The sequence below is a fragment of the Clostridium sp. HMP27 genome (assembly GCF_000765165.1).
Classification (GTDB): Bacteria; Bacillota; Clostridia; order Clostridiales; family Clostridiaceae; genus Clostridium_AK.
Map to the genome: position 1 here is coordinate 25,195 of NZ_JMFY01000003.1, position 21,948 is coordinate 47,142.

19 protein-coding genes and 2 riboswitches are annotated in these 21,948 nt (G+C 31.1%); of the genes, 14 read left to right on the forward strand and 5 right to left on the reverse strand.

From position 1 onward, the window contains the following. Positions 1-5: 5 nt before the first annotated feature. Entirely contained in the window at positions 6-857 is an 852-nt protein-coding gene (locus tag DP68_RS02695; protein WP_035305737.1) for a DegV family protein, read from the forward strand. Between the two features lie 105 nt (positions 858-962). Here DP68_RS02695 and DP68_RS02700 read toward each other — a convergent pair whose 3' ends face one another. Further along, positions 963-1,424, reverse strand: coding sequence for a redoxin domain-containing protein (locus DP68_RS02700; protein ID WP_035305740.1), 462 nt, complete (start codon positions 1,422-1,424; stop codon positions 963-965). A 267-nt stretch (positions 1,425-1,691) separates the two neighbouring features. Here DP68_RS02700 and DP68_RS02705 point away from each other — a divergent pair, with 267 nt between their 5' ends. From DP68_RS02705 to DP68_RS02755, 11 genes are all read left to right on the forward strand, one after another. Further along, positions 1,692-2,033, forward strand: a complete 342-nt coding sequence (locus DP68_RS02705; protein ID WP_035305743.1) for a zinc ribbon domain-containing protein YjdM — start codon at positions 1,692-1,694, stop codon at positions 2,031-2,033. Between the two features lie 178 nt (positions 2,034-2,211). Next, positions 2,212-2,316: riboswitch (glycine riboswitch) on the forward strand. Between the two features lie 112 nt (positions 2,317-2,428). Further along, a riboswitch (glycine riboswitch) is annotated at positions 2,429-2,538 on the forward strand. Between the two features lie 95 nt (positions 2,539-2,633). Beyond that, on the forward strand, positions 2,634-3,686 hold the full coding sequence (locus tag DP68_RS02710; RefSeq protein ID WP_052085607.1) for an EamA family transporter: 1,053 nt from the start codon (positions 2,634-2,636) through the stop codon (positions 3,684-3,686). A 244-nt stretch (positions 3,687-3,930) separates the two neighbouring features. Beyond that, positions 3,931-4,647 (forward strand): polyphosphate polymerase domain-containing protein, encoded by a 717-nt coding sequence (locus DP68_RS02715; protein WP_035305745.1) that lies wholly within the window; start codon positions 3,931-3,933, stop codon positions 4,645-4,647. Between the two features lie 56 nt (positions 4,648-4,703). Next, on the forward strand, positions 4,704-5,384 hold the full coding sequence (locus tag DP68_RS02720) for a DUF4956 domain-containing protein (protein ID WP_035305747.1): 681 nt from the start codon (positions 4,704-4,706) through the stop codon (positions 5,382-5,384). Between the two features lie 13 nt (positions 5,385-5,397). Then, positions 5,398-6,990, forward strand: a complete 1,593-nt coding sequence (locus DP68_RS02725) for a CotH kinase family protein (protein ID WP_035305749.1) — start codon at positions 5,398-5,400, stop codon at positions 6,988-6,990. A 51-nt stretch (positions 6,991-7,041) separates the two neighbouring features. Next, positions 7,042-7,269: a hypothetical protein gene (locus DP68_RS02730; RefSeq protein ID WP_035305751.1), complete on the forward strand. Its 228-nt coding sequence runs from the start codon at positions 7,042-7,044 to the stop codon at positions 7,267-7,269. A 28-nt stretch (positions 7,270-7,297) separates the two neighbouring features. Then, positions 7,298-8,740, forward strand: a complete 1,443-nt coding sequence (locus tag DP68_RS02735) for an MBOAT family protein (RefSeq protein WP_035305752.1) — start codon at positions 7,298-7,300, stop codon at positions 8,738-8,740. Between the two features lie 20 nt (positions 8,741-8,760). Beyond that, positions 8,761-9,993: a hypothetical protein gene (locus tag DP68_RS02740; RefSeq protein ID WP_035305755.1), complete on the forward strand. Its 1,233-nt coding sequence runs from the start codon at positions 8,761-8,763 to the stop codon at positions 9,991-9,993. A gap of 30 nt (positions 9,994-10,023) precedes the next feature. Continuing rightward, the gene (locus DP68_RS02745; protein WP_035305758.1) at positions 10,024-10,872 is read left to right on the forward strand and encodes an MBL fold metallo-hydrolase; all 849 of its coding nucleotides are present in this window, start codon (positions 10,024-10,026) and stop codon (positions 10,870-10,872) included. A 110-nt stretch (positions 10,873-10,982) separates the two neighbouring features. Continuing rightward, a complete protein-coding gene (locus DP68_RS02750) occupies positions 10,983-13,277 on the forward strand; it encodes a glycosyltransferase family 2 protein (protein ID WP_291546963.1) in 2,295 nt (764 codons plus the stop codon). Next, entirely contained in the window at positions 13,225-14,373 is a 1,149-nt protein-coding gene (locus DP68_RS02755; RefSeq protein ID WP_052085608.1) for a glycoside hydrolase family 5 protein, read from the forward strand. The genes DP68_RS02750 and DP68_RS02755 overlap by 53 nt, the downstream gene beginning before the upstream one ends. A gap of 140 nt (positions 14,374-14,513) precedes the next feature. Here the strand turns inward: DP68_RS02755 and DP68_RS02760 are convergent, their stop codons facing one another. The 3 genes from DP68_RS02760 to DP68_RS02770 all read right to left on the reverse strand — a co-directional run bounded on the left by DP68_RS02760 (position 14,514) and on the right by DP68_RS02770 (position 17,899). Then, positions 14,514-15,671, reverse strand: coding sequence for a M20 family metallopeptidase (locus tag DP68_RS02760; RefSeq protein WP_035305760.1), 1,158 nt, complete (start codon positions 15,669-15,671; stop codon positions 14,514-14,516). A gap of 81 nt (positions 15,672-15,752) precedes the next feature. Continuing rightward, positions 15,753-16,940, reverse strand: coding sequence for a membrane protein (locus DP68_RS02765; RefSeq protein ID WP_035305763.1), 1,188 nt, complete (start codon positions 16,938-16,940; stop codon positions 15,753-15,755). Between the two features lie 506 nt (positions 16,941-17,446). Then, on the reverse strand, positions 17,447-17,899 hold the full coding sequence (locus tag DP68_RS02770; RefSeq protein ID WP_035305767.1) for a staygreen family protein: 453 nt from the start codon (positions 17,897-17,899) through the stop codon (positions 17,447-17,449). Between the two features lie 197 nt (positions 17,900-18,096). Here DP68_RS02770 and DP68_RS02775 point away from each other — a divergent pair, with 197 nt between their 5' ends. Then, the gene (locus DP68_RS02775; protein WP_035305770.1) at positions 18,097-18,891 is read left to right on the forward strand and encodes a site-2 protease family protein; all 795 of its coding nucleotides are present in this window, start codon (positions 18,097-18,099) and stop codon (positions 18,889-18,891) included. Positions 18,892-18,973: 82 nt separating this feature from the next. Here the strand turns inward: DP68_RS02775 and DP68_RS02780 are convergent, their stop codons facing one another. Then, a complete protein-coding gene (locus DP68_RS02780) occupies positions 18,974-20,326 on the reverse strand; it encodes a M14 family metallopeptidase (RefSeq protein WP_035305773.1) in 1,353 nt (450 codons plus the stop codon). 362 nt (positions 20,327-20,688) lie between these two features. On the opposite strand from DP68_RS02780, the gene DP68_RS02785 reads away from it, so the two are divergent. Next, the gene (locus tag DP68_RS02785; protein WP_291546964.1) at positions 20,689-21,894 is read left to right on the forward strand and encodes a DUF401 family protein; all 1,206 of its coding nucleotides are present in this window, start codon (positions 20,689-20,691) and stop codon (positions 21,892-21,894) included. The last annotated feature ends 54 nt before the right edge of the window (positions 21,895-21,948 follow it).

Here is a 21,948-nt window from a genome sequence, read left to right on the forward strand (position 1 = left end):
AACTTATGAAAAAGTTCATTATATTAACAGAAAGTGGAGCAGATGTGCCTTTAGACCTAGTAAACTTACACCAAATTTGCGTGCTTCCAATGCATGTAATCATGGATGATATAGATTATTTGGATGGTTCTATACCTGTAACAAAAGTATACGATTATTATAAGAGAACTAAAAAGATACCAACAACATCAGCAATAAATCCTAATGAATATCAGCATATGTTTGAAAAACTAACCGAAGAAAATCCTGAGTGCAGCATTATCCATATCAGCTATTCATCTAAGGCTTCCTGTACCTATCAAAATGCTTTGATCGCTTCTGATGGCATGACAAATGTTTATCATGTTGATTCTTTAAGTGTTTCAGGTGGAGAAGCAGCAATTATACTTAAAGCAGCTGAGCTTGCCCAAAAGTATCCAGAGATTTCGCCAGAAGACTTAGTTAAGAAAATTGAATCTTTTGTGGATAGGGCAAGGGTATCATTTATTCCTGGAAACCTCGAATATCTTAAGGCTGGAGGGCGTTTGTCCAATGCCGCATATTTAGGTGCGTCTATACTTCAGCTGAAACCATTAATTGAAATTGTAGACGGCAAATTGGTTGCAACAAAAAAGTATCGCGGTATAATGAGCCGTGTTGCTCAGAAATATTTAAATGAATGTTTTGACAGATACAATTTTGACAAAGAGCAAATCTGCTTTTTATATTCATTAGGACTTGAGGAACATATAAAACATAATATGGAACAAATCGCAAAAGAAAGAGGCTTTAAAAAAATCATATGGACTCAAACGGGATGCGTAATCTCAACCCATAGTGGGCCAGGAGCTATCGGAATAGCAGGGTTTGAAGTTTAGTGCTAAATTTAGTTTGAAAAAAATATAAAAATACAAAATAAGAGGTGAGCTTGTGCTTACCTCTTATAATTTATAAAGATAGATAAAATTATAGAAAATTGTTATCTACATATTGGATAAAACCTGTATAACCTCATTTATATCAGGTAATTCTTGAGAGTAATATACCTTCGTCCATTTAACTTTACCGCTTTCATCTATTATAATGTTTGCTCGTTCGGATACTCCATGTTCCTCATTAAATATTCCATAGTCTTTTGCAACTTTTCCATGAGGCCAAAAGTCTGAAGGAAGACTTACATTATTAATTAAGATTGCTGCTGCCCATGCCTTTTTACAAGGTGTAGGGTCAACACTGAATCCAAGAGGAACTGTATTGAGTTTTTGAAAGGTTTGCCAGTTATTTTCTAGTGTTCTCATTTGATCAGTACATACTGGTGTCCAAGCAATGGGATGCCAAGAGAGCAGTACCTTTTTTCCTCGATAGTCTGATAAATTTATGGTTTGATCTTTATTATCTTTTACGCTGAAGTCTGGTGCAACATTACCCACTTCAATAAGTTTCATTATAATAGTCTCCTTTCAATGATACATGTATTAATATTAGGATGCTCTGAGCAAGTGAAATTTATGCAGGGTATGGAACTTTATGGATGGCTTGGAGTGAGATTTGTCAATATGAGAAAAATATGATACTATATGATGGCATATAAGGAACCCCTTATATATTTTTTTGTAAATTTCAGGTTTACTACTTAATATTTATATTAAGTAGTAAAATGGGAAAATAATTCTTATATATTAAAACTAACAATAAGCGGAGGAAACGGAAATATGATTAATTTACCAAATTGTCCAAAATGTAACTCAGAATATACTTATGAAAATGGAAATGTTTTAGTTTGTCCAGAATGTGCTCATGAATGGACTTCAGAATCAGGAAATGAAAATAGTGAAGATAAAAAGATTGTCAAAGATTCAAATGGAAATATCTTAAATGATGGTGATTCCGTAACAGTAATCAAAGACCTAAAGGTAAAAGGAAGCTCATCATCCATAAAGATGGGTACAAAAGTAAAAAACATAAGATTAGTTGATGGAGATCATGATATAGATTGTAAAATTGATGGATTTGGAGCTATGAAATTAAAATCTGAATTTGTTAAAAAAATATAAAAAAACTATATACTAAGTAATGATAATCCATTTTTATAAATTTTAACTAATCTAGCGATAAAAAGAGTAAAAGCTTGAAAATCAAATGTAAATATAATGAAGAACATGCAAACATTGTTGACAATCATATGTTTTTGTTTTACAATGTAAACGATGTATAAAGTGAATAATTTACTAGTTGAAGGATATAAGAGACGACTTTAAAGGTGGCCGAAGGGACAAACTTTATTTTATCCCAATGAAATAAAGTGAAATTCTCAGGCAAAAGAATTATATCTGGATAGACTCTGGACTTAAACAGAGAGAGCAAACTTGGGGTTTGTTCTCTCTTTATTTTTTTATTTTTTACGAGAATAGCTATTCCAATATATAAAACTAAATATACACTATACTAGGTGAAGGGTATAAGAGAGAGCTTAAAGTTTTAAGCCGCCGAAGGGACAAACTTTATTTTATCCCAATGAAATAAAGTGAAATTCTCAGGCAAAGGGATTATATCTGGATAGACTCTGGACTAAACAGAGAGAGCAAACTTGGGGTTTGTTCTCTCTTTATTTTTTTCTTAAATACATTAAAAGATTCACAGAGAGGAGATATCTTATGGGGGATTCTAATAATATTAAAAAAGGTTATTTTTATGCATTACTTGCAGGAGCTTCTTGGGGGGCTATGGGGATTTTTGTAAAGAATTTAGCTAATCTTGGGTTTGATTCTATGACTATATCGTCTTTTAGACCCACTGTTGCGGTAATAGCTTATATTATTATCAACTTAATAAAAGATCCAAAGTGTTTTAAAACAGATTTGAAAGGACTATTGCTATTTGCTATTTACGGTGTATTTGCCTTAGATGGAATGTTTATATCTTCTACTTATGCAGTTAAGTATACAGGGGTTGCTACTGCTTCAGTTTTATTGTTTATTAACCCTATTATTGTAGTAGTTTTATCCTACTTTATATTCAAGGAAAAATTCACAGTTAAAAAATTTATAGCTTTAATATTAGCTATAGTAGGGTGCTGCTTAGTAGTAAAAGCATATGATAGTAGTGCTTTTAAAGTAAATTTAATAGGTATTATATGGGGAGTAACTTCTGGCTTTGCAGTTGCACTTCAAAATATTTTAGGTAAAATAGGTATAAAAAAATATTCATATAAAACGCATTTAATATATTCATTTTTATTTGGAGCAATATTTTTATGGTTCTTTGCACCACCATGGACATTAGTAACATCGGTTAAGGATACATCTTCATTAGTTAACATTATTGGACTTGGAGTTGTGGCTACTCTTGTACCAAATTGTTCAATTGTAAAATCACTTCAATATATTGAATCAGGTAAAGCAAGTATTGTAGCAAGTGTAGAACCTGTAATAGCCTCGATATTAGCATTTATGATATTTGGAGAATTATTCGAAGTTCCTCAGTTAATAGGTATAGTCTTGATTATGTCTTCAATAATTCTAATTCAGCTAAAGGAGAAAGTACAAAATATTGAAGAAGAAAAGATGCCTTCTGGTATAAGCAATACTATAAGTGATGAGTTGATTGAGGATATGAATAATGAAATAAAAGATAATTGTAATACTAAGGTAAAATTAAAAAGACCAAGTGAAAAATTCAAAGGTCAAATAGTATTTAATAGAGAATGAGAGAGCTAGCACCTCCTCATTCTTTTCTTTTTTTACATGAATTCGGAGAATGTTTTTAATCGACAAAATAGTCAAAATGTGTTATATTATAGTGTGGTGAATAAAGAGATATATAACAATAGTAGATGACTATTAGTAAATATTAAAAAGTCAAATATTAGGATGCTACCGGTATATTTGTTTTGAGAATAAGATGCTAATCCCATAACTCCCAATGTATATATAGGAAGGATGCGTTGAGAAAATGAAGGAAATGATAGATGTATTTAGAAAGGAAAAGAAATATATTATATCACAAATAACATCTAGTAAATTGTATCACTTACTTTCGCAGGTTTTACATGAAGACGTACATAATTCTTCCAATGGAGGGTATATGGTAAGGTCATTATATTTTGATACAATAGATGATACTGATTATATAGAAAAAGAGGAGGGATACGAATATCGAAAAAAGGTTCGGCTGCGTATCTATTCCCCAAGTCAAAATAGTGCTAAGCTAGAATTAAAGGAGAAAATGGGAGATAGCCAGCGCAAACGGTCGCTTATAATTTCAAAGGAAGATGCATTGATGTTAATAGCAGGAAGATATGAATGCTTATTAGCTTATAAAAGTCCTTTTGCAGAAGAAATGTATTTTCTTATGGCGCAGCAGCTATATATGCCAAAATGCATTGTGCAATATAATAGAACTGCATTTCACGTGCCGGAAAATGATATCCGTATTACCCTTGACGCTCGTATTGAAGCAACTGAAAATAATTTTAACCTATTTAATACAAATATAAATTTGTATCCAGTTAGTCATTTCGATGATGTAACATTAGAAGTAAAATATAATGGATTTTTATTAAGTTATGTGAGAGATCTATTGTCAACATGTAATAAAATATCCACTTCAAACAGCAAATATTGCCTAGCTAGAAGTGTTAGCCAATGTAACGGTGGATTATTTACGTAAAAATGGTTCTTAAGTTAATAATATAATAATTTATGAATTTAAGTATGGAGGAAACTATGAAAGAACAATTATTTGATTACTTAGTTACAAATACCGGAGCATTAACATTAGAAGGCGTTTTGTTTAATTTTTTAATGGCAGTTGTGCTAAGTGCTGTTATATACATATCTTACCGTTTTTCACATTCCGGTGCATTATATAGTGCACGTTTTAATGTGTCTTTAGTTATGCTTACACTAATCACAACTTTGGTTATGAACGTAATTGGAAATAATATAGCCCTATCATTAGGCATGGTTGGTGCTCTATCTATTGTACGTTTTCGTACAGCTATCAAGGATCCAAGAGATACAGCCTATATATTTTGGTGCATTGCTGTTGGAATATGCTGTGGTGTTTCAGAATTTATGATTGCTGGAGTTGGATCATCAGTAATATTTTTATTTCTGTTAGCGTTTGGAATGGTTAAAACTAATGACCGCTATTTACTTGTTATTCGCGGACAACGTAAATGCGAAGAATATATCGAAAAAATTGTGAATGCTCAATATAAAGGCAAAGCACGTTTAAGAGTAAAGAACACTTCACCTGAAACAGTAGAATACATATACGAGCTGTCTCAAGTAATAATTAATGCTGCAAATAAAAATGAAGAATCTATTACGGACAAGTTATATAAAGATGAAGGTATTGCTAATGTGAATGTTGTATGCCAAAATGATGAGATAAATCGATAAAGGATGGTTCAAAATGACAAATAAACGCATTATCAGTTTAATAATAATTATTGCAAGTCTTATTATCGTTTTTAGTGTGACTATTTATAATAATAAAAAAGTAGAGATAAAAAGTACTAATTCTTATAATCAACCATTAATTAGTGCTGAACAGGAAGATAATGCACTTGCATCTTTGAATAAGGATTTTACATTGAAAAAAGATTTCTCTTCTCATTTACCAATAGTCATTATTGATACTAAAGGCATAGAACCACCGATAAATACAAAATTTAATCCTAAAACACTCCTTTTCGAACCAATTAAAGGCATTGAGGCCTATGTAAATGGTACTATACAAGTGATAGATAATGGAAAAAGGAACCATTTAACCGATAAGGCATCAGTTGGGAGTAAAATAAAAATAAAACGACGTGGCAATACATCAATGCAATATGCTAAGCCTCAATATTTAGTAAAGTTAATAACAGAAACAGGACAAGATAATGAACTACCATTACTAGGTATGGGTGAAGATAATGAGTGGATTATCAATGGTACTATGACTGATAAAAGCATGATGCGTAATTATTTATCTTATCGTATTGCATCACAGTTTATGCCGTACACACAAGATAGCAAGTATTGCGAAGTGGTGACAAAAGAAAAGGGTACCTATACCTATCAGGGAGTTTATCTTTTAGAAGAAAGCGTTAAACAAGGTCCAGACAGAGTAAATATTTCTAAATATAAGCCTACAGAACATTATAATAGTTATATGGTTCGCAGAGACAGATATGATGAGGAATCTATTATGCTTAACACATATGCTACTGAAAAGAAGCTTAGTAAAGGTTATCTCGGATTACGTTATCCTAGTAAACACAGTGTAACTCCAGAAATGATAGATTACATTGAAAAGGATATAAGCAAAATAGAGAGAATACTATATTCAAATAGTTTTTCGGAATTTTCTACTTATCCTAAATATATCAACGTTGACTCTTTTATTGATTATTTTCTGGTCAATGAGTTTTTTGGAAATTATGATGCAGGTAATAATTCTACTTATATGTACAAGGAATTAGGAGGAAAGCTTTGTATTGGGCCGGTATGGGACTATGATGGTGCTGTAGACAATTATACCGAACAACCTATGCATATCGAAGTGATGGCTTTTCAAACATCACCATGGTTTGATAGACTTATAACAGACAAAGCATTTGTATTAAAACTTGAAAAACGCTATTCAGAACTTAGAAGAAAATATCTTTCTGAAGAAAATATTATGAGCACTATTGAACAAATTCAAGCATATATTGGCCCAGCTAAGGAACGTGAGTGGTTTCGTTGGAATGATATTAGGAAAAAGCAAAATAGTTATGAATTAAAATCCTATGTAGATGCAGACAATGACGTGATTTATCGTAAAACTTCTAATTATGATCAAGAGATATATAAGCTAAAAACAATTTTAAGAAAACATGGGAATGTAATTCTCGAAAGGTTAGAAATTTTAGAAGGGAGTACAATATGGGAAACAAATTGGAGCAGTCGAAAGAATGTAATGTTGTTATTGGTTATTGCATTGTTCTGTGTTCCAATAATTTATGTATCTAGGAGCTAATATCGTAGTATGAACCTATTAATAAATAGGACAAGGAGGAGGTTTATAACTATGAATAAATTTATAATTATCAATATAGTATTCTTTTTTTCATTAATTATTTCCTTTCATACCCACAGTGTTTTTGCAGCAGATATACCCAAAAAGCTTGAGAAAGTTAAATACTTCTTGCAAGTGGTAGATACACCTTTTTGGATATGGTTCTTTAGAATATGCTTTTGTGTTTGTTTATTAAGTATAATAATAAGTTTTTTTTATTATGAAAATAAAAAAAACTGAAAAGTATTTGTTGTGTAGGAGAAGGTAAATGTTATTTTCAAGTATAATATTTTTATTTTATTTTTTACCAGTTGTAATACTGGTTTACTATTCGTTAAGCATTTCAAGATTAGCACAGAATATTTGGCTTTTTATTTCTAGTATTTTCTTTTATGCATGGGGTGAGCCCATTTATGTGCTGATTATGTTATTTTCAATTTTATTAAACTCATTATTTGGAATTTTTATTGAAAAAAGTTGGGAAAATGAGAAAAGAGCGAAAATATTAGTTGTTGCGGCTTGTTGTATAAATATCGGTATATTATTTGTATTCAAGTACTTGAATTTTATGATAGAAAATATTAATGACATATCTGGGCGTCAGTTACTGCCGACTACAACAATAGCGTTGCCTATAGGGATTTCATTTTTTACTTTCCAAGCATTATCATATGTTATTGATGTTTATACAGGAAAAACAAAAGTAGAAAAAAATCCATTTTATGTTGGGTTATATATAGCATTCTTCCCACAGTTAATTGCAGGGCCTATTATTCAATATAATGATATTGCCGATCAAATTAGAAATCGTACTTCTACTTGGAGAAAGTTTTCAGTGGGATCATGCCGGTTTGTGACAGGATTAGGAAAAAAAATGTTGCTAGCCAATAATTTTGCTGCAATGGCAGATAACATTTTTAACTGGTCAACAATTGGTCAACAATCATATGAAGTTCCGGTGATGCTTGCTTGGCTGGGGGCAATTGCCTATACATTGCAAATATTTTTTGACTTCTCTGCATATTCCGATATGGCAATTGGATTAGGCTTAATGTTTGGATTTAAGTTTGAGGAAAACTTTAATTATCCTTATATTTCAAGGTCTATCACAGAATTTTGGCGAAGATGGCATATTTCATTGTCAACTTGGTTCAGAGAATATGTATATTTTCCACTGGGTGGTTCAAGAGTTAAAAGTAAAGATAAAATGGTACGTAATCTATTTGTTGTATGGCTATTAACAGGTATTTGGCATGGAGCAAATTGGACATTCGTATTTTGGGGAATGTGGAATTTTATCTTCATATTAGCAGAACGTTTTTTACGATATCATGAAAATAATCAGCATCCAATTTTAATGAGCGTATATACAATGATTATAGTAACATTTGGTTGGGTAGCTTTTAAAGCAAATGATTTATACCAGGCTGGGAGATATTATCTTAACATGTTTGGGCTTAATAATAATGGATATCATAGTGATTTAGCACTTGTATTTATCAAGGAAAATGCTTTATGGCTGACTTTAGGAGTTTTGTTATCTACACCAATTGCAAGAAAGATGAATTTGCTACTAGCAGAACGAAAGATGCCTGTGATTGGGACTGTATATACTATTGCTTATCCAATTGTAATGATTGGTCTATTTATTATATGCGTTGTTTACTTAGCAAGAGGTACATATAATCCGTTTATCTACTTTAATTTTTAAGTTGCAAAGGAGGCATAGAAATGAAACAGTTTTTTATGAAAAAGTATATATTTGCAGGAATACTTATTTTTATATTATTTGCCTTCGGCATTGCCAATTTTATATATCAGTTTGATGAGATGAATGAAACTTTTAAAAAGTATGGCAAAGTAGCTAATCAAAGGGATATAAAAAACTTAATTAGTAAAGTAGAAGAAACGGCCAATGAGGAATTGTTATGTAAAATCAATTTTATTGAAACTTACGGTTATATTCAAAAGTTGTTGGGCAAAAGTGAAATAGATAATTTTACCTATGGAAAAGATAAGAAAGGTTATTTAAATTATGCAAGCTTTTATAGAGAAGATGATCCTAATTTAAAAGAATATGCAAAACGAATTCGAAGATTAAAGCAAAGTGTTGAAAGCAAAGGTACTAAAGTTTTATTTATTAATCCACCGGAAAAGTATGTACCAAATATCTCAGTATTTGATAAAGGTTTTCCAATTAATGATACAAATAAAATTCAAGATGAATTTTTGCTTTATCTTCATAATAATGGTGTGGAAACATTAGATTTACGCAAAACAATATTAGAATCAGGACTACCTTATGAAAAACTTTTCTATAAAACAGACCACCATTGGACGGTGGAAGCAGCTTTTCTTGCGTTTCGGGCCTTAGTAGCTGACATGGAAAGTAGATATGATGTAAAACTTGATCCAAAGGGATTTTATCGTAATTTAAATAATTATAATAAATACTATTATAATCAAAGCATGCTTGGTTCTATGGGACGAAATTCAGGAATTAATTATAGTGGCTTAGATGATTTTACACTTATTACACCTAAATTTAAAACAAATTTACTTTGGGAAGCTGAAGATGTTGATGGGGATAAAAAGCATAAAGAAGGTAGTTTTGAAGAGTCCATATTACAATTAGATCTTTTATCTTCATCTGAAATTTATTCTGTTTCTAAGTACGATACATACATTGAAGCTATTAATCCATGGGATAAAATTACAAATAATAATAATCCACATGGTCTAAAAATATTGTGTATACGAGATTCTTATTTTTCACCAACTCTTTCTTTCTTGGCACCATTATGTAGCCAAATACATATGATTTGGCCATTGGCAACTTCAAATAGGGTAGATGTTGAAAAGTATATAGAGAAATATAAATTTGACTATGTATTTATAGAATTATACCCGCATAACATTAAAGAGGAAGCCTTTCCTTATTTTAAAAGTGAAAAGAAAGAATAAAAATAATACTAAGAAGTGGAAGGTTTACGGATGTACAAAAAAATGATAAATATTTTTGGCTGGATTATTCTTTTATCAATTATTTTTTATGGATACTGGAGTGTTCATCTGCAAAATGAAGAGAAAATTGCGCAAGGCACACCAGTTGAAGTTTCATTTTTAGAGCTCAAAGAAGATGCAGACTGTATTCTCATACAACAAGGTGAAATCAATGTGCTGATTGATACAGGGGAGAAACAAGATGCACAGAAGATTGTGAATTACTTACAAAAGAAAAATGTATCTTGTATTGAGTACTTAATTTTAACACATCCAGACTTAGATCATATTGGTGGTGCAATGGATGTTATAGATAATTTTAAAGTGAAAAATATTATTCAATCTTATTATCCAAAGGGCAATAGACAACTAGAAAAGCTGAATGAAAAAATTAAAATACAAGGTATCCCTGTAATATATCCAACATTAACTCGCAGGTTTTCAATTGGAGAGATGAATGTACTTGTATATCCGCCGTTAGAAAAATATTATACAAAGGATAATAACTATTCACTAGTTACTTTGATTAAACATGGTAAAGTAAATATGCTGTTTGCAGGAGATGCGGAGAAAAAAAGGCTTGAGGAAATGATGCTTATTAATTGGCAAAATATTGACCTTTATAAAATACCTCATCACGGTCGAGCGAGTATTAATTCAGAACGATTTATTAGAATTCTGAACCCAGCTTATGCGGTAGTTACTTCAAAAAATGCTGATGAAATAATAAAGGAAACCTGTAAAGATATTAATACTCAAGTATTTTATACAGGATCAGGGGACAAGGTATTTTATAGTAATGGAGATGTTTTAAATTTTGGTCATATCTTAAGCAAGTGAATAAGATAGAAAAAATCAGTATAATATCTCATGTTTTACAAAACTAAATAATCACTATATTTTCAGTTTTATTTTCATTGTTATAAGATAAGTATTAAGGAGTGGAGAAGTTGAGTTTAGGAAAATATAAGAACAGAGTATGGATGGTGCTTAACAGTGTTCTTACGTGTGTTTATCTTTTTTGGAGAATTTTTTACACTATACCCACTGAATATGGCTTAGTATCATTAATTGCTGGCATATCTTTAATTACTGTAGAAGTGCTAGGTGCATTAGAAGCAGCTGTGCATTATTTTAATATGCATAAGGTTGAAAACATACCATTGCCAAGTGTCCCTTTGGATATGTATCCTGATGTGGATATATTTATAGCAACATACAGTGAAGCCAATGATATATTATTGAAAACTGTAAATGGATGCTTGTATATGGACTACCCTGATAAGAGTAAAGTTCATATATATTTATGTGACGATAGCAGAAGACCTGAAGTACGTAAACTTGCAAAGGATATGGGTATCAATTACATAGATAGAGAAGACAACAAGGGAGCTAAGGCTGGAAACTTAAATCATGCTATGTTGGTGACATCATCACCGTTGATTGTAACTTTAGATGCTGATATGATTCCAAAACATGATTTTTTAATGAAGACTGTACCTTATTTTGTTGATGCGAAGATTAAGAACACCAATTGTAAAGAAGAAGACAAAATTGAAATCGGATTTGTACAAACACCACAAAGCTTTTATAATCCAGATTTGTTTCAGTTCAACTTGTTCTCGGAAAATAGAATTCCAAATGAGCAAGATTACTTTTATAAGGATATTCAAGTTTCAAGAAATAAAAGCAATAGTGTTATCTATGGAGGATCTAATACAGTATTATCAAGGGCTGCGTTGGATGATATTGGTGGATTCTATACTCAATCTATTACGGAAGATTTTGCAACTGGTATTCTATTGCAGAAAAAAGGATATATTTGCTATGCAGTTAATGAAGTTTTAGCTTCAGGACTATCAGCAACGGATCTTAATAGTTTAATTCAACAACGTGTGCGTTGGGCAAGGGGTGTAATAGCAACAGGTAGAAAAATGCACATCATATTTACTCCTAATTTGACCGTAGGTCAAAAAATTAATTATATGGCTTCAATTTGGTATTGGTATGCACCAATAAAACGATTAATATATATCATGTCACCAATTCTTTTTGCTACATTTGGTTATGTTGTATTAAAGTGTACTTTATTAGAAGTTTTAATATTTTGGCTACCCATGTATATAACTAGTAATATCTCATTAAAAATGCTTAGTGGAAACATTAGAACGACAAAGTGGACTAGTATATATGAAACACTTATGTTTCCGTATATGTTATTTCCAGTTCTCCTCGAGACTTTTGGTATAACTTTAAAGAAATTTCAAGTTACTAAAAAAGGTCAAGTCCAAAGTGAGAAAGGCAAGAACATAGGATATATGATTCCTTTCCTAGTTCTAATTGTATTGTCAGTCATAGGTATTATTAATTGCATCTGTACAATTTTTGACAGTGGATCATTAAATCCAATCGTTGTTTTGTTCTGGTTAGCTACAAATTTATTCTGTTTAGTTATGTCTCTTTTCTTTGTACAAGGAAGAGAGTATATGCGTAAGAGTGAAAGAGTTAATGCAAGAATAGATTGTGAAATACAGGATAGATTTATAAGACGTACATGTAAAACAAAAGATTTTTCTGAAACAGGTATTTCAATTATATTAAATGACCCTGTAAATATTGACGATGAACATGATGTTAGTATTCAATTAAAAACAGATAGATACAATGCAAAGATGAAAGCAAGAATAGTTCATGTTGAAGAAATCAAAGATGGCTGGAAATACGCATTTTATATAACTGATATGTGTAATTCCTATAGGGAATATCTTCAAATAATATATGATAGGGTTCCAACATTACCTTTAAATTTATCTGAGTCTCTTAGCAGCTTTGATGATTTAAGATTAAATGTTGCTAAAAGAACAAAGGAAACTTTTTACGAGAATAGACGACTTCCTAGAATCAATATGAATGTAGATGTTAAAACCGAAAAAGGTGACTTTGTTAATGTTATAAATTATAACTATAAATATATTGCATTAAATATAAAAGATCAACCTGAAAAACTGTTATTGATACCAGTAGATGGATTAGAACTAGATTGTCAATATGAACGAACAGTAAGAGAAAATATCCAACTATATGCAATAAAAAATTACAACGAAATTCACACAAATAATGAAAAACAAAAATTATTAGAGAAATGGATTGAAGAGACTAGGGCTACTAAATTAGAGAAAATGGAGGCAAGAAATGATACAAAAGTATCGAAGACAAATGAACTCAAAGAAATGGATTTTCTCTAAAACACATTGCATAATTTCCGCTAGTGTAATTCTTATATTATCTACAATTTGTTTTAGTATATATACTTACAATAATCCAGCAGGCATTCGATTTATTAGAAATATGAAAGTTGGTTGGAATCTTGGAAATTCTTTAGATACCTATGGTGTGGGTATCATAAATGGTGATCCGGAAATCTATGAAACTTTTTGGGGGAATCCAGTTACTACTAAAGCTATCATTGATGAAATTAAAATTGGTGGGTTTAATACAATTAGAATTCCAGTTACATGGTATGAACATATGGATGAGAAAGGTGTAATTGATGAAAAGTGGATGAATAGAGTGCAGGAGGTTGTTGATTACGTTATTGAAAATGATATGTATGCAATCATAGATATTCATCATGACAAATGGTTTGTGCCAACTTATGAAAATCAAGATAATGCAAAAAAAATTTTATGCTCAACATGGGCTCAAATTGCACAAAGATTTGCAAATTATGATGAACATTTAATATTTGAAGCTATGAATGAGCCTAGATTAATTGGTACTGAGTTTGAGTGGAGTGCTGGGAATAAAGAATCGAGGGAAGTGTTAAACAATTTAAACGCTGCCTTCGTAAAAACTATACGGGAAGCTGGAAATGAAAATAAAAAACGTTACCTAATGATAGGCCCATACTGCAATTCAGCTGATGACGAAGCTTTAGGAGACTTTATATTACCAAAGGATGACCGTATAATTGTTTCAATTCATCAATATGTTCCCTATGAATTTGCAATGCAGGAAGACGGCACCAATAGATGGAATAAAAAAAATAAAAAAGATACAAAAGACATAGATGAAGTTGTGAATAATCTTTATTATAATTTTATTCGCAAAGGGATACCAGTAATTATTAGCGAGTTTGGTGCAGCAAATAAAAACAATCTTGAAGATCGCATCGAGTGGACCAATTATTATTTGCATGCTGCAGCAGAAAAAAACATTATGTGTATTTGGTGGGATAATGGAAGTAGTGAAGGTAAAACAGGCAAGTATGAGTTGTTTGATAGATATAATTTAAAATGGAAATACCCGGAAATTATTGATGTGCTTAAACAAGTTAAGTGAATAGACTGCAGTATTTATTTTCTGTTATCTTAAATGGACCGAGTTTTGGAAATATAAATCCTAAAGCTCGGTCCATTGAATTATATGGTGAGTATACTATTCAATTTAACATCTAGATATAAATAAAGGTTCACTTAATGCTATTTATTTAAAAAGTCTTGAGCATACTGTACATAAAGGCATGTGCCAATCTCAAGAGCATCTTCGTCTACAGTATAATGGGGATGGTGTTGAGGATAGCATGCCCCTTTACGTTCATTTCTTACACCAACCAATGCAAGTACGCCAGGTACTTTACTTTGATATTCTGAAAAATCCTCTCCACCCATAATCTTTTCAATAACTACGGATTTTGCACCGATTTTTTCTAAAGAAGTTTCTGCTAGCTTTGAGCACTCTTCGTCATTAATCACTATAGAAGTTCCAGGAGAATATTCTAACTCTGCTTGTGCTCTAAATGTAGAAGCAGTATCTTCAGCTACTCTTTTTATAATTTCAGGGAAATTATCTCTTATTTCGGGATTAAAGCATCTTGTAGTTCCAATTAAAGTGCCTTCGCTAGCAATAACGTTAAATCTTGAGCCAGCGCTAACAGAACCAACACTTACGACGGCAGGCTCCAATGGATCCAATTCTCTGCTAACAATAGTTTGTAAATTCATAACTATAGATGAGGAAGCTACAACTGTATCTACTCCTTGATGAGGGGCAGAACCATGTCCTCCTTTACCCTTTACATTAATAGTAAACAAATCTGCAGAAGCCATTAGTGGACCAGGCTGAACACAGACAGAACCGCATTCTATATCGCTCCACACATGCATACCAAATACTCCAGATGCTCCATCTAGTGCTCCAGATTCAATCATCATCTTAGCACCTTTAGCAACTTCTTCGGCAGGTTGGAATAGTAGTCTTACTGTGCCATTAAGCTCTTCTTTTATATCATTTAACACCATAGCAGCACCTAAAAGCATAGATACATGACAATCATGACCACAGGCATGCATAAGACCTTCATTTTTGGATTTAAACTCACAATTATTTAATTCGCTGACAGATAAGCCATCTATATCAGCCCTTAGAGCTACAATTTTATTAGAGCTTTTGCCTTTAATTTCAGCAATAACTCCTGTACCAGCCGCACTTTTATATTCAATGCCTAGTTTATCTAATTCTTCCTTAATCATTTTACTTGTATTAAATTCATTTAAGCTAGCTTCAGGATATTCATGAAACTTTCTTCTTAAAAAAATAATGTTTTCAGCATACTTCTTAGTCAATTCTCTTATAGTCATATTATTTTGTCCCCCTATACAGATAAATTAAGTTAAATTCACATTTAATTTTAAAAGTTGAAAAATATCATTAAATAAAGATTATAATAATTTTACAAAGAAACCAGCCAAAACTACTGATGCTATTGTAACTGTGGTAAAACCAGCGACAAGCATTTTTGGAAGCATTTCTTCAATTACATATTCTCTTTCTTCTTTAGTTTCACATACAGATTTTATGGCCTCATGAGTTAAAATATAATCTGCAGGGAAGCCATATAGTGCAGTAAGTGTACAAGCAAAAGCCATTTGCTTTGAGAAACCTAGTGCTTTTCCTAGTATTAAGGATATAACATACATACCAAGTACCCCTAAAATAATTATTCCAAATAGTGGGCCAGATATTTGTTTAAGCATAGCTGGCGTAGCTTGGGAAAGGTTGGCAAATATAAATGCCATAAGTACTGTCATAAGGAATCCAAAGGAATTAGCTTTATTTAATGCTTGCTCTTCTAAAAAGCCTATCTCACAAGCAATAACACCTAATATTAAACAAAGAACAAAGTTATTAACGTGTACAATAGGACCAAGTTTAGAAGCAATCCATCCAACAAATCCAAGTTTTAATAAAAGCATATAAGGAGTTTGAAATTCTTCTGGTAGAGCAGGAATAAGTTTTTTCCTAGGTTGAGATATTTCTTCACATGCAGTTTCTACTTTAGCAAGCCTTGATTCCTTTCCGCCATTTTTATAAACTTCGGATACTCGTCTAGCTTCTTTTTTAAGACAGAAAGCTGAAATTGGATAGCCAATAAAACCTTGCATTATATACATGCAAGTTGCAAGAACAGCTACAGATTGAAGCCCCTTATCAGCTGCAGCCTTAGACATTAATATTGAAGCCACGACACCACCAGTAAGGGGAGGAGTAGCAGCTACAACTGTTTGCCATCCAAATAGCACTTTACCAATAGTCAATGTCATTAAACATATTCCTATAATGCCTCCAAGAGATATCACAACTGTTCTCCATTGAGATAATAATTCTTTAAAGTTCATTAACGTCCCCATATGCACCAATAATAAATACATAGATACATTTACTATTGGTGCTGCAAATGAGCCTTTATCAATAATGTCTTTTGGGAAAATAGTCCAAAAGCCAATTAAAAATAATACCGCAGATACAAAAACTGAAGGAACGAAGGCCTTTGTTTTTGTTGAAACAATTTCACCAGCGGTTAAAACAACTAAGATGATAGTAAATGCAGCAATTACGCTGAAATTCATAATAAATGCCCCCTTTAATTTAAAAGTGTTTGTTAATTGTGCTAAATTATACCAATACCAAATTAGTGTGTCAACGTGGCGAAATATACATTATATTGATGGTATTCAATATAATTCCACAATATCTTAAGTGTGTAAAAATAAATTATTCATAAAACTAATATTTTGAATATAATAATTCTTATATATAAATAATTAAAAAAAAGATAACATTTACATGAGGAAAAAAATTAAGAAGTGCCGCATATTATAGATAAGCTTTACTCAAATCTGAATTTTGAGAGCAGATTCAGTATTTAGTATTATAAGGGAAATTGCCATTTTAAAGAACAAATGAATAAAAAGTTGCAAAAAAAGTTATGAACAAATTGTTAATTTTTATTAAAAACTCATTTTAAATAAAAAATATAAGCAATATTAGTAGAAGTATTTATATAGTTAAAGCCCTGGATGTAGCTACTTACATCTGAGGGCTTTTAAATGTACAAACATATTTAGCATATAGGTTACTCAATATTATACTCTGAAAAAGTACCCCAGTTTTCTACTTTACTAAACTGAGGATTAGATGACATAAAGTGGACTATTATTGGAGAATTGTCTAATTCAGAATGCTTATCAAAGAATGCCCTATCACCATATCTGATAGCTTCTAAGGCAAGGGGTAACTCACGTCTGAACACGGAATCTCTTACAGCAGTAACCATTGGGCAAAATTCTCCATCTACATATAAATACACATGAAAAAAGTAGCGTTCTGCTTTTTTAATCCATTCACCAAGTACTTCATCCCTCATAGCATTAATTTTGTCATAAGCATATCTTAATCCAATAGTTAAAAAAAGTTCTGCGGTTATATCGGAGTGAGTAAGGGTATAGCGCCTAGGTATAATGGGTGTTGTAGCAGTAATTCCATCTCTAAATTCCACTGAAAGCTTTTCAGGGTTTAATCTACTCATATAATACCTTCCTGTATATAATTATCATAAGAGTATTATATGATGATTACAGTTATTATGTTAGTAATTTACGGATATTAAATCTTAGAACATCTAAAGGGTTGGCTATGGTTATGGTAAGGGGAATAAAACAAGCTTAGGTATAGTATAAATTATATAATGAGTATTAAAATTTAGACATAATAGGGGTAATAACAATGGAGATTTTTGTATTTTTTGTATTGATGTATATTTCTGTATTTTTACATGAGCTTGGGCACTTCATATCAAGTAAAATCTTTAATATTAAAGTATATGAGTTTAGCGTTGGACTAGGATCTATCTTTTGGAGATTTAATCTCAAGGAAACCAATTTTTATCTTAAGAATTTGCCACTAGGTGGATATATAAGCTATTCTGACGATGATGTATTCAAGCTAAGCATCGTTAAGGAATGGATTATTATATTATCAGGAGTTTTAATAAATTTTTTAACGTTTATTATTGCTTTATCACTTGCTTATAATAAGAATATTTTTCACATGATGAAAATGTTTTTTGTGAAAATTCTCCTTCCGTTTTCGTCTGCAATGTTTAATTTTTCAGATTATGCTGTATTAGATAATAATTTAAATAACGCTTTAAGTTCAATAGCTAAGCTATCGTCATTTAATGACTTATACTTTATATTAGCTTGCATTAATTTATCTTTAGTCATTTCTAATTTATTACCAATTCCTATTTTAGACGGTGGTCAGATAATAATGAGTATAATTAGAAGACTAAGCTATAAATTAGGAACATCAAAGCAATATATAGATCTATTAGCGAATATTATCTACTTGATATGTTGGATACTTCTTTTACTACCTTTGCTCATTAATAAATTTTTATCGTCTAAAAATCAAGTTATATTTATTCTTTATATAATAATGGGGATTTTATTTTTAGGGGTTATATTAGTATTTAAGCAAACAGATATTTATAGGAAAGTTTTGAGAAGAACGTATTAGTAGTAACCTAAATAAAACCTCTGAATAACATTAATTCAGAGGTTTTCACAAAATAATATATGACTTTTTATTTATTTAATTTTTACCAGCCATTTCCCCATAATAGGTAATCTGGAACTTCTGAACCTGGTCCATAGGGCTCGCTGTATATCATAGTAAGTATGGAGTCTTTTGCACCCTCTACCATTTTAATCTGTTCTGGGGGAGCAACTCCCACCATTTGAGCTTTTGAAGTATTCCTAAACCATACATCCTTAACTCCATTCCATTCACCCTTGTATATCCATTGATCTGCTGGTAATTCATTTTCCCATGTGCATTGTTCATCAATTGTACCATTTGGATTTGATTTTCCACCAGCATAGACTTCGATGGTGTAGGAGTGGATGCCAAGTCTTCCGTATGTCCAATCTATCATTTCTGCAGAAGTAGGATAATCATCATAGGATTGTTTTGCATAAAATTTTCTGCCGGTAGTTTTTTCAAGTGCGTTTTTCATATCAAGGGACACTTTTTCCATAAACTGAGCATCTTTTGGTTTTTCAGAAGTATTACACCATGGTGTCAATACACATTGTATACCTGTGTGAAGAGTTGCTAAAGCATGAATTTTCTTTGTCATTAAGAAATTTTGAACAGCTTTTACTTCAGGTTCTGTAGCAGGGTTAGATCCTGCCCTTGTATATGCATTCCCACCTAGTACTGGGTTTGCATCCACATCTAAGTAATTCCATAAATAATCAAATGTCCTATTTAGGTCGATATTACTTTGTTTTGGATCGTCGCCAAATACCCCATTTTTGTCCCAGTCAGGGCTCTCCATGCCAATTTTTTTTCTATCTTTTATAGCTGAATTTTTAGCACCTACGTATATGTCAGCTATTATGCCGTCTCCATCTGTATCTTTGTAAGGGTCGCTAAATACTATATTATTTCCATTACGATCTGTAGGTCTTAAGTTTTCTCTGATTGGATATATAAGTGATTGGGCATATCCATCAGGATTCATAACAGGCACAATATATATTATATAATTATCTAAGATATTTTTTACTTTTTTATCAGCATCATAATTAGTAGCTAGCCACCAAGCTGTGTAAGATGCACTTTCAGCAGATTCCTGCTCATTTCCATGAATATTTCCAATTACAGCAATACCGGTTTTATCTTTCTCATTTTTTGCATTGCTGGTTAGCTCGATAGCATTTATCTTTCGTTCTCTCCAGGTATGGCCTATTGGATAAGTTTTTGCTATTTTAGGATATTGATCAGATAAGTTTTTTAATAGACTTTCGTGAAACTCCATAGTATGTCTTTGATTCCAATTAATGCTTTTTAAATTAGTCTCTGCATCTTTATTAGTTTGGGCAGATACATGGCCGCAAGGCGCAATTAATAATAGAGCAGTTAAAAATAATGAAGTCAATTTTTTCATAGTTATCCCCCTTAAAATTGTAAGTTATATATTATTTTGTGATAGTATGAGCCATTTCTAATGCATAGGACTTTATTAATTGAATTAACTTTTATTTAGATTATATTCAACATAACTGTAAAATATTTACATAAGGATATAATATAAATTAAAAATATATTATAGTCTATAGACTTGTTTTAAGTTTCGAGGTCCGTATGGTATTTTCATTACTAGTAGAGAAATTTTAATCTTCTAAGTTAGAAAAAATTTATATTATATACATAAAATTAAAAATATATTTATATATATTAATGTAATTAATAATTAAGCACCTTAATAATTAACCTCAAAGTTACTGATTAAAGGGGGAAATGGATATCATGGACATAATAAAGTTAATTTTGATTTTTACCTGTATTATTGGAGTCATCAAATTTAATAAACCCTTGTATGCATCAATATTAGCAGGTATTGCAGCTACTATTATTCTTTATAAAATAAATCCATTACAATCTATTAAACTTATGGCAGTGGGGGCTTTTAGTAAACAAACAATTTATCTTGTGTTAGCCTTTTATTCAATTACGTTTGTGCAAAGAATGTTGGAAAAAAGGGGACATTTAATGTTAGCTGAAAGATCTTTAAGTAATTTATTTAATAATAGAAGAGTAAATGCAATGGTTGCACCTTTTGTAATTGGATTATTGCCATCTGCAGGTGCGGTACTAATTGCTGCTCCTATTGTTGATAATGCTTGTGAAAATTATGTGACTAAAGAAGAAAGGACATTTATAAGCAGCTATTTTAGGCACATTTCAGAATCATTCCTACCAACCTATTCATCTATATTACTAGCATTAAACCTCACTGGTGTTGACATGACTGCATTTGTTTTAGGAATGCTTCCTATGGTAGCAGTATTGTTTTTATTAGGGTATTTTTTCTATGTTAGAAAAATTCCTAAAGATACTGGACTTATGAAATCAAATGATAAGCTTCAAGATATTAAGAATTTAGTAATTAGTCTTTGGACTATAGCACTAACTATAGCAATTATTTTAATACTAAAGATATCTGTTCATATAGCTGTGATTCCAGTTATTATATTGTCCATTATCTTAAATAAATTTAGCTTTAAAGAAATAAAGCCAATGTTTATATCAGCAATAGAAACTAAGTTAATCTTTAACACTATGGTAGTTATGATATTTAAAGAGGTTTTAACTTTTACGGGAGTAATTGAAAGACTACCAGATTATTTCTCTGTATTACCAATACCATCAGTAGTTATTTTCGCATTAATAGTTTTCTTTGGAACATTGGTAGCAGGATCTCAAGCTATGATAGCTTTAGCACTGCCTCTAGCATATGCAACTATACCAAATGGGGGAGTAGCATTAATGTTATGTCTTATGTGTATGAATTATATAGCTATGCAAATTTCTCCATCTCATGTATGTTTGGCAATAGTTACAGAGCATTATGGTACTTCATTTATAGATTTAGTAAAAAAAACTATGCCTGTAGTACTTTCTTTTGTTGTAATTAGTTCTTTATATAGCTACTTAGTATATCGTATATTTTAAACATTGAGAGACTAAGTGTTTCTGCCTATAAAAGTTAATATTATATCTTTATTT

Coding starts and splice junctions, on each gene's coding strand:
- DP68_RS02695 (WP_035305737.1), top strand. CDS start 6: ATGAAAAAGTTCATTATATTAACAGAAAGTGGAGCAGATGTGCCTTTA.
- DP68_RS02700 (WP_035305740.1), bottom strand. CDS start 1,424: ATGAAACTTATTGAAGTGGGTAATGTTGCACCAGACTTCAGCGTAAAA.
- DP68_RS02705 (WP_035305743.1), top strand. CDS start 1,692: ATGATTAATTTACCAAATTGTCCAAAATGTAACTCAGAATATACTTAT.
- DP68_RS02710 (WP_052085607.1), top strand. CDS start 2,634: ATGGGGGATTCTAATAATATTAAAAAAGGTTATTTTTATGCATTACTT.
- DP68_RS02715 (WP_035305745.1), top strand. CDS start 3,931: ATGAAGGAAATGATAGATGTATTTAGAAAGGAAAAGAAATATATTATA.
- DP68_RS02720 (WP_035305747.1), top strand. CDS start 4,704: ATGAAAGAACAATTATTTGATTACTTAGTTACAAATACCGGAGCATTA.
- DP68_RS02725 (WP_035305749.1), top strand. CDS start 5,398: ATGACAAATAAACGCATTATCAGTTTAATAATAATTATTGCAAGTCTT.
- DP68_RS02730 (WP_035305751.1), top strand. CDS start 7,042: ATGAATAAATTTATAATTATCAATATAGTATTCTTTTTTTCATTAATT.
- DP68_RS02735 (WP_035305752.1), top strand. CDS start 7,298: ATGTTATTTTCAAGTATAATATTTTTATTTTATTTTTTACCAGTTGTA.
- DP68_RS02740 (WP_035305755.1), top strand. CDS start 8,761: ATGAAACAGTTTTTTATGAAAAAGTATATATTTGCAGGAATACTTATT.
- DP68_RS02745 (WP_035305758.1), top strand. CDS start 10,024: ATGTACAAAAAAATGATAAATATTTTTGGCTGGATTATTCTTTTATCA.
- DP68_RS02755 (WP_052085608.1), top strand. CDS start 13,225: ATGATACAAAAGTATCGAAGACAAATGAACTCAAAGAAATGGATTTTC.
- DP68_RS02760 (WP_035305760.1), bottom strand. CDS start 15,671: ATGACTATAAGAGAATTGACTAAGAAGTATGCTGAAAACATTATTTTT.
- DP68_RS02765 (WP_035305763.1), bottom strand. CDS start 16,940: ATGAATTTCAGCGTAATTGCTGCATTTACTATCATCTTAGTTGTTTTA.
- DP68_RS02770 (WP_035305767.1), bottom strand. CDS start 17,899: ATGAGTAGATTAAACCCTGAAAAGCTTTCAGTGGAATTTAGAGATGGA.
- DP68_RS02775 (WP_035305770.1), top strand. CDS start 18,097: ATGGAGATTTTTGTATTTTTTGTATTGATGTATATTTCTGTATTTTTA.
- DP68_RS02780 (WP_035305773.1), bottom strand. CDS start 20,326: ATGAAAAAATTGACTTCATTATTTTTAACTGCTCTATTATTAATTGCG.
- DP68_RS02785 (WP_291546964.1), top strand. CDS start 20,689: ATGGACATAATAAAGTTAATTTTGATTTTTACCTGTATTATTGGAGTC.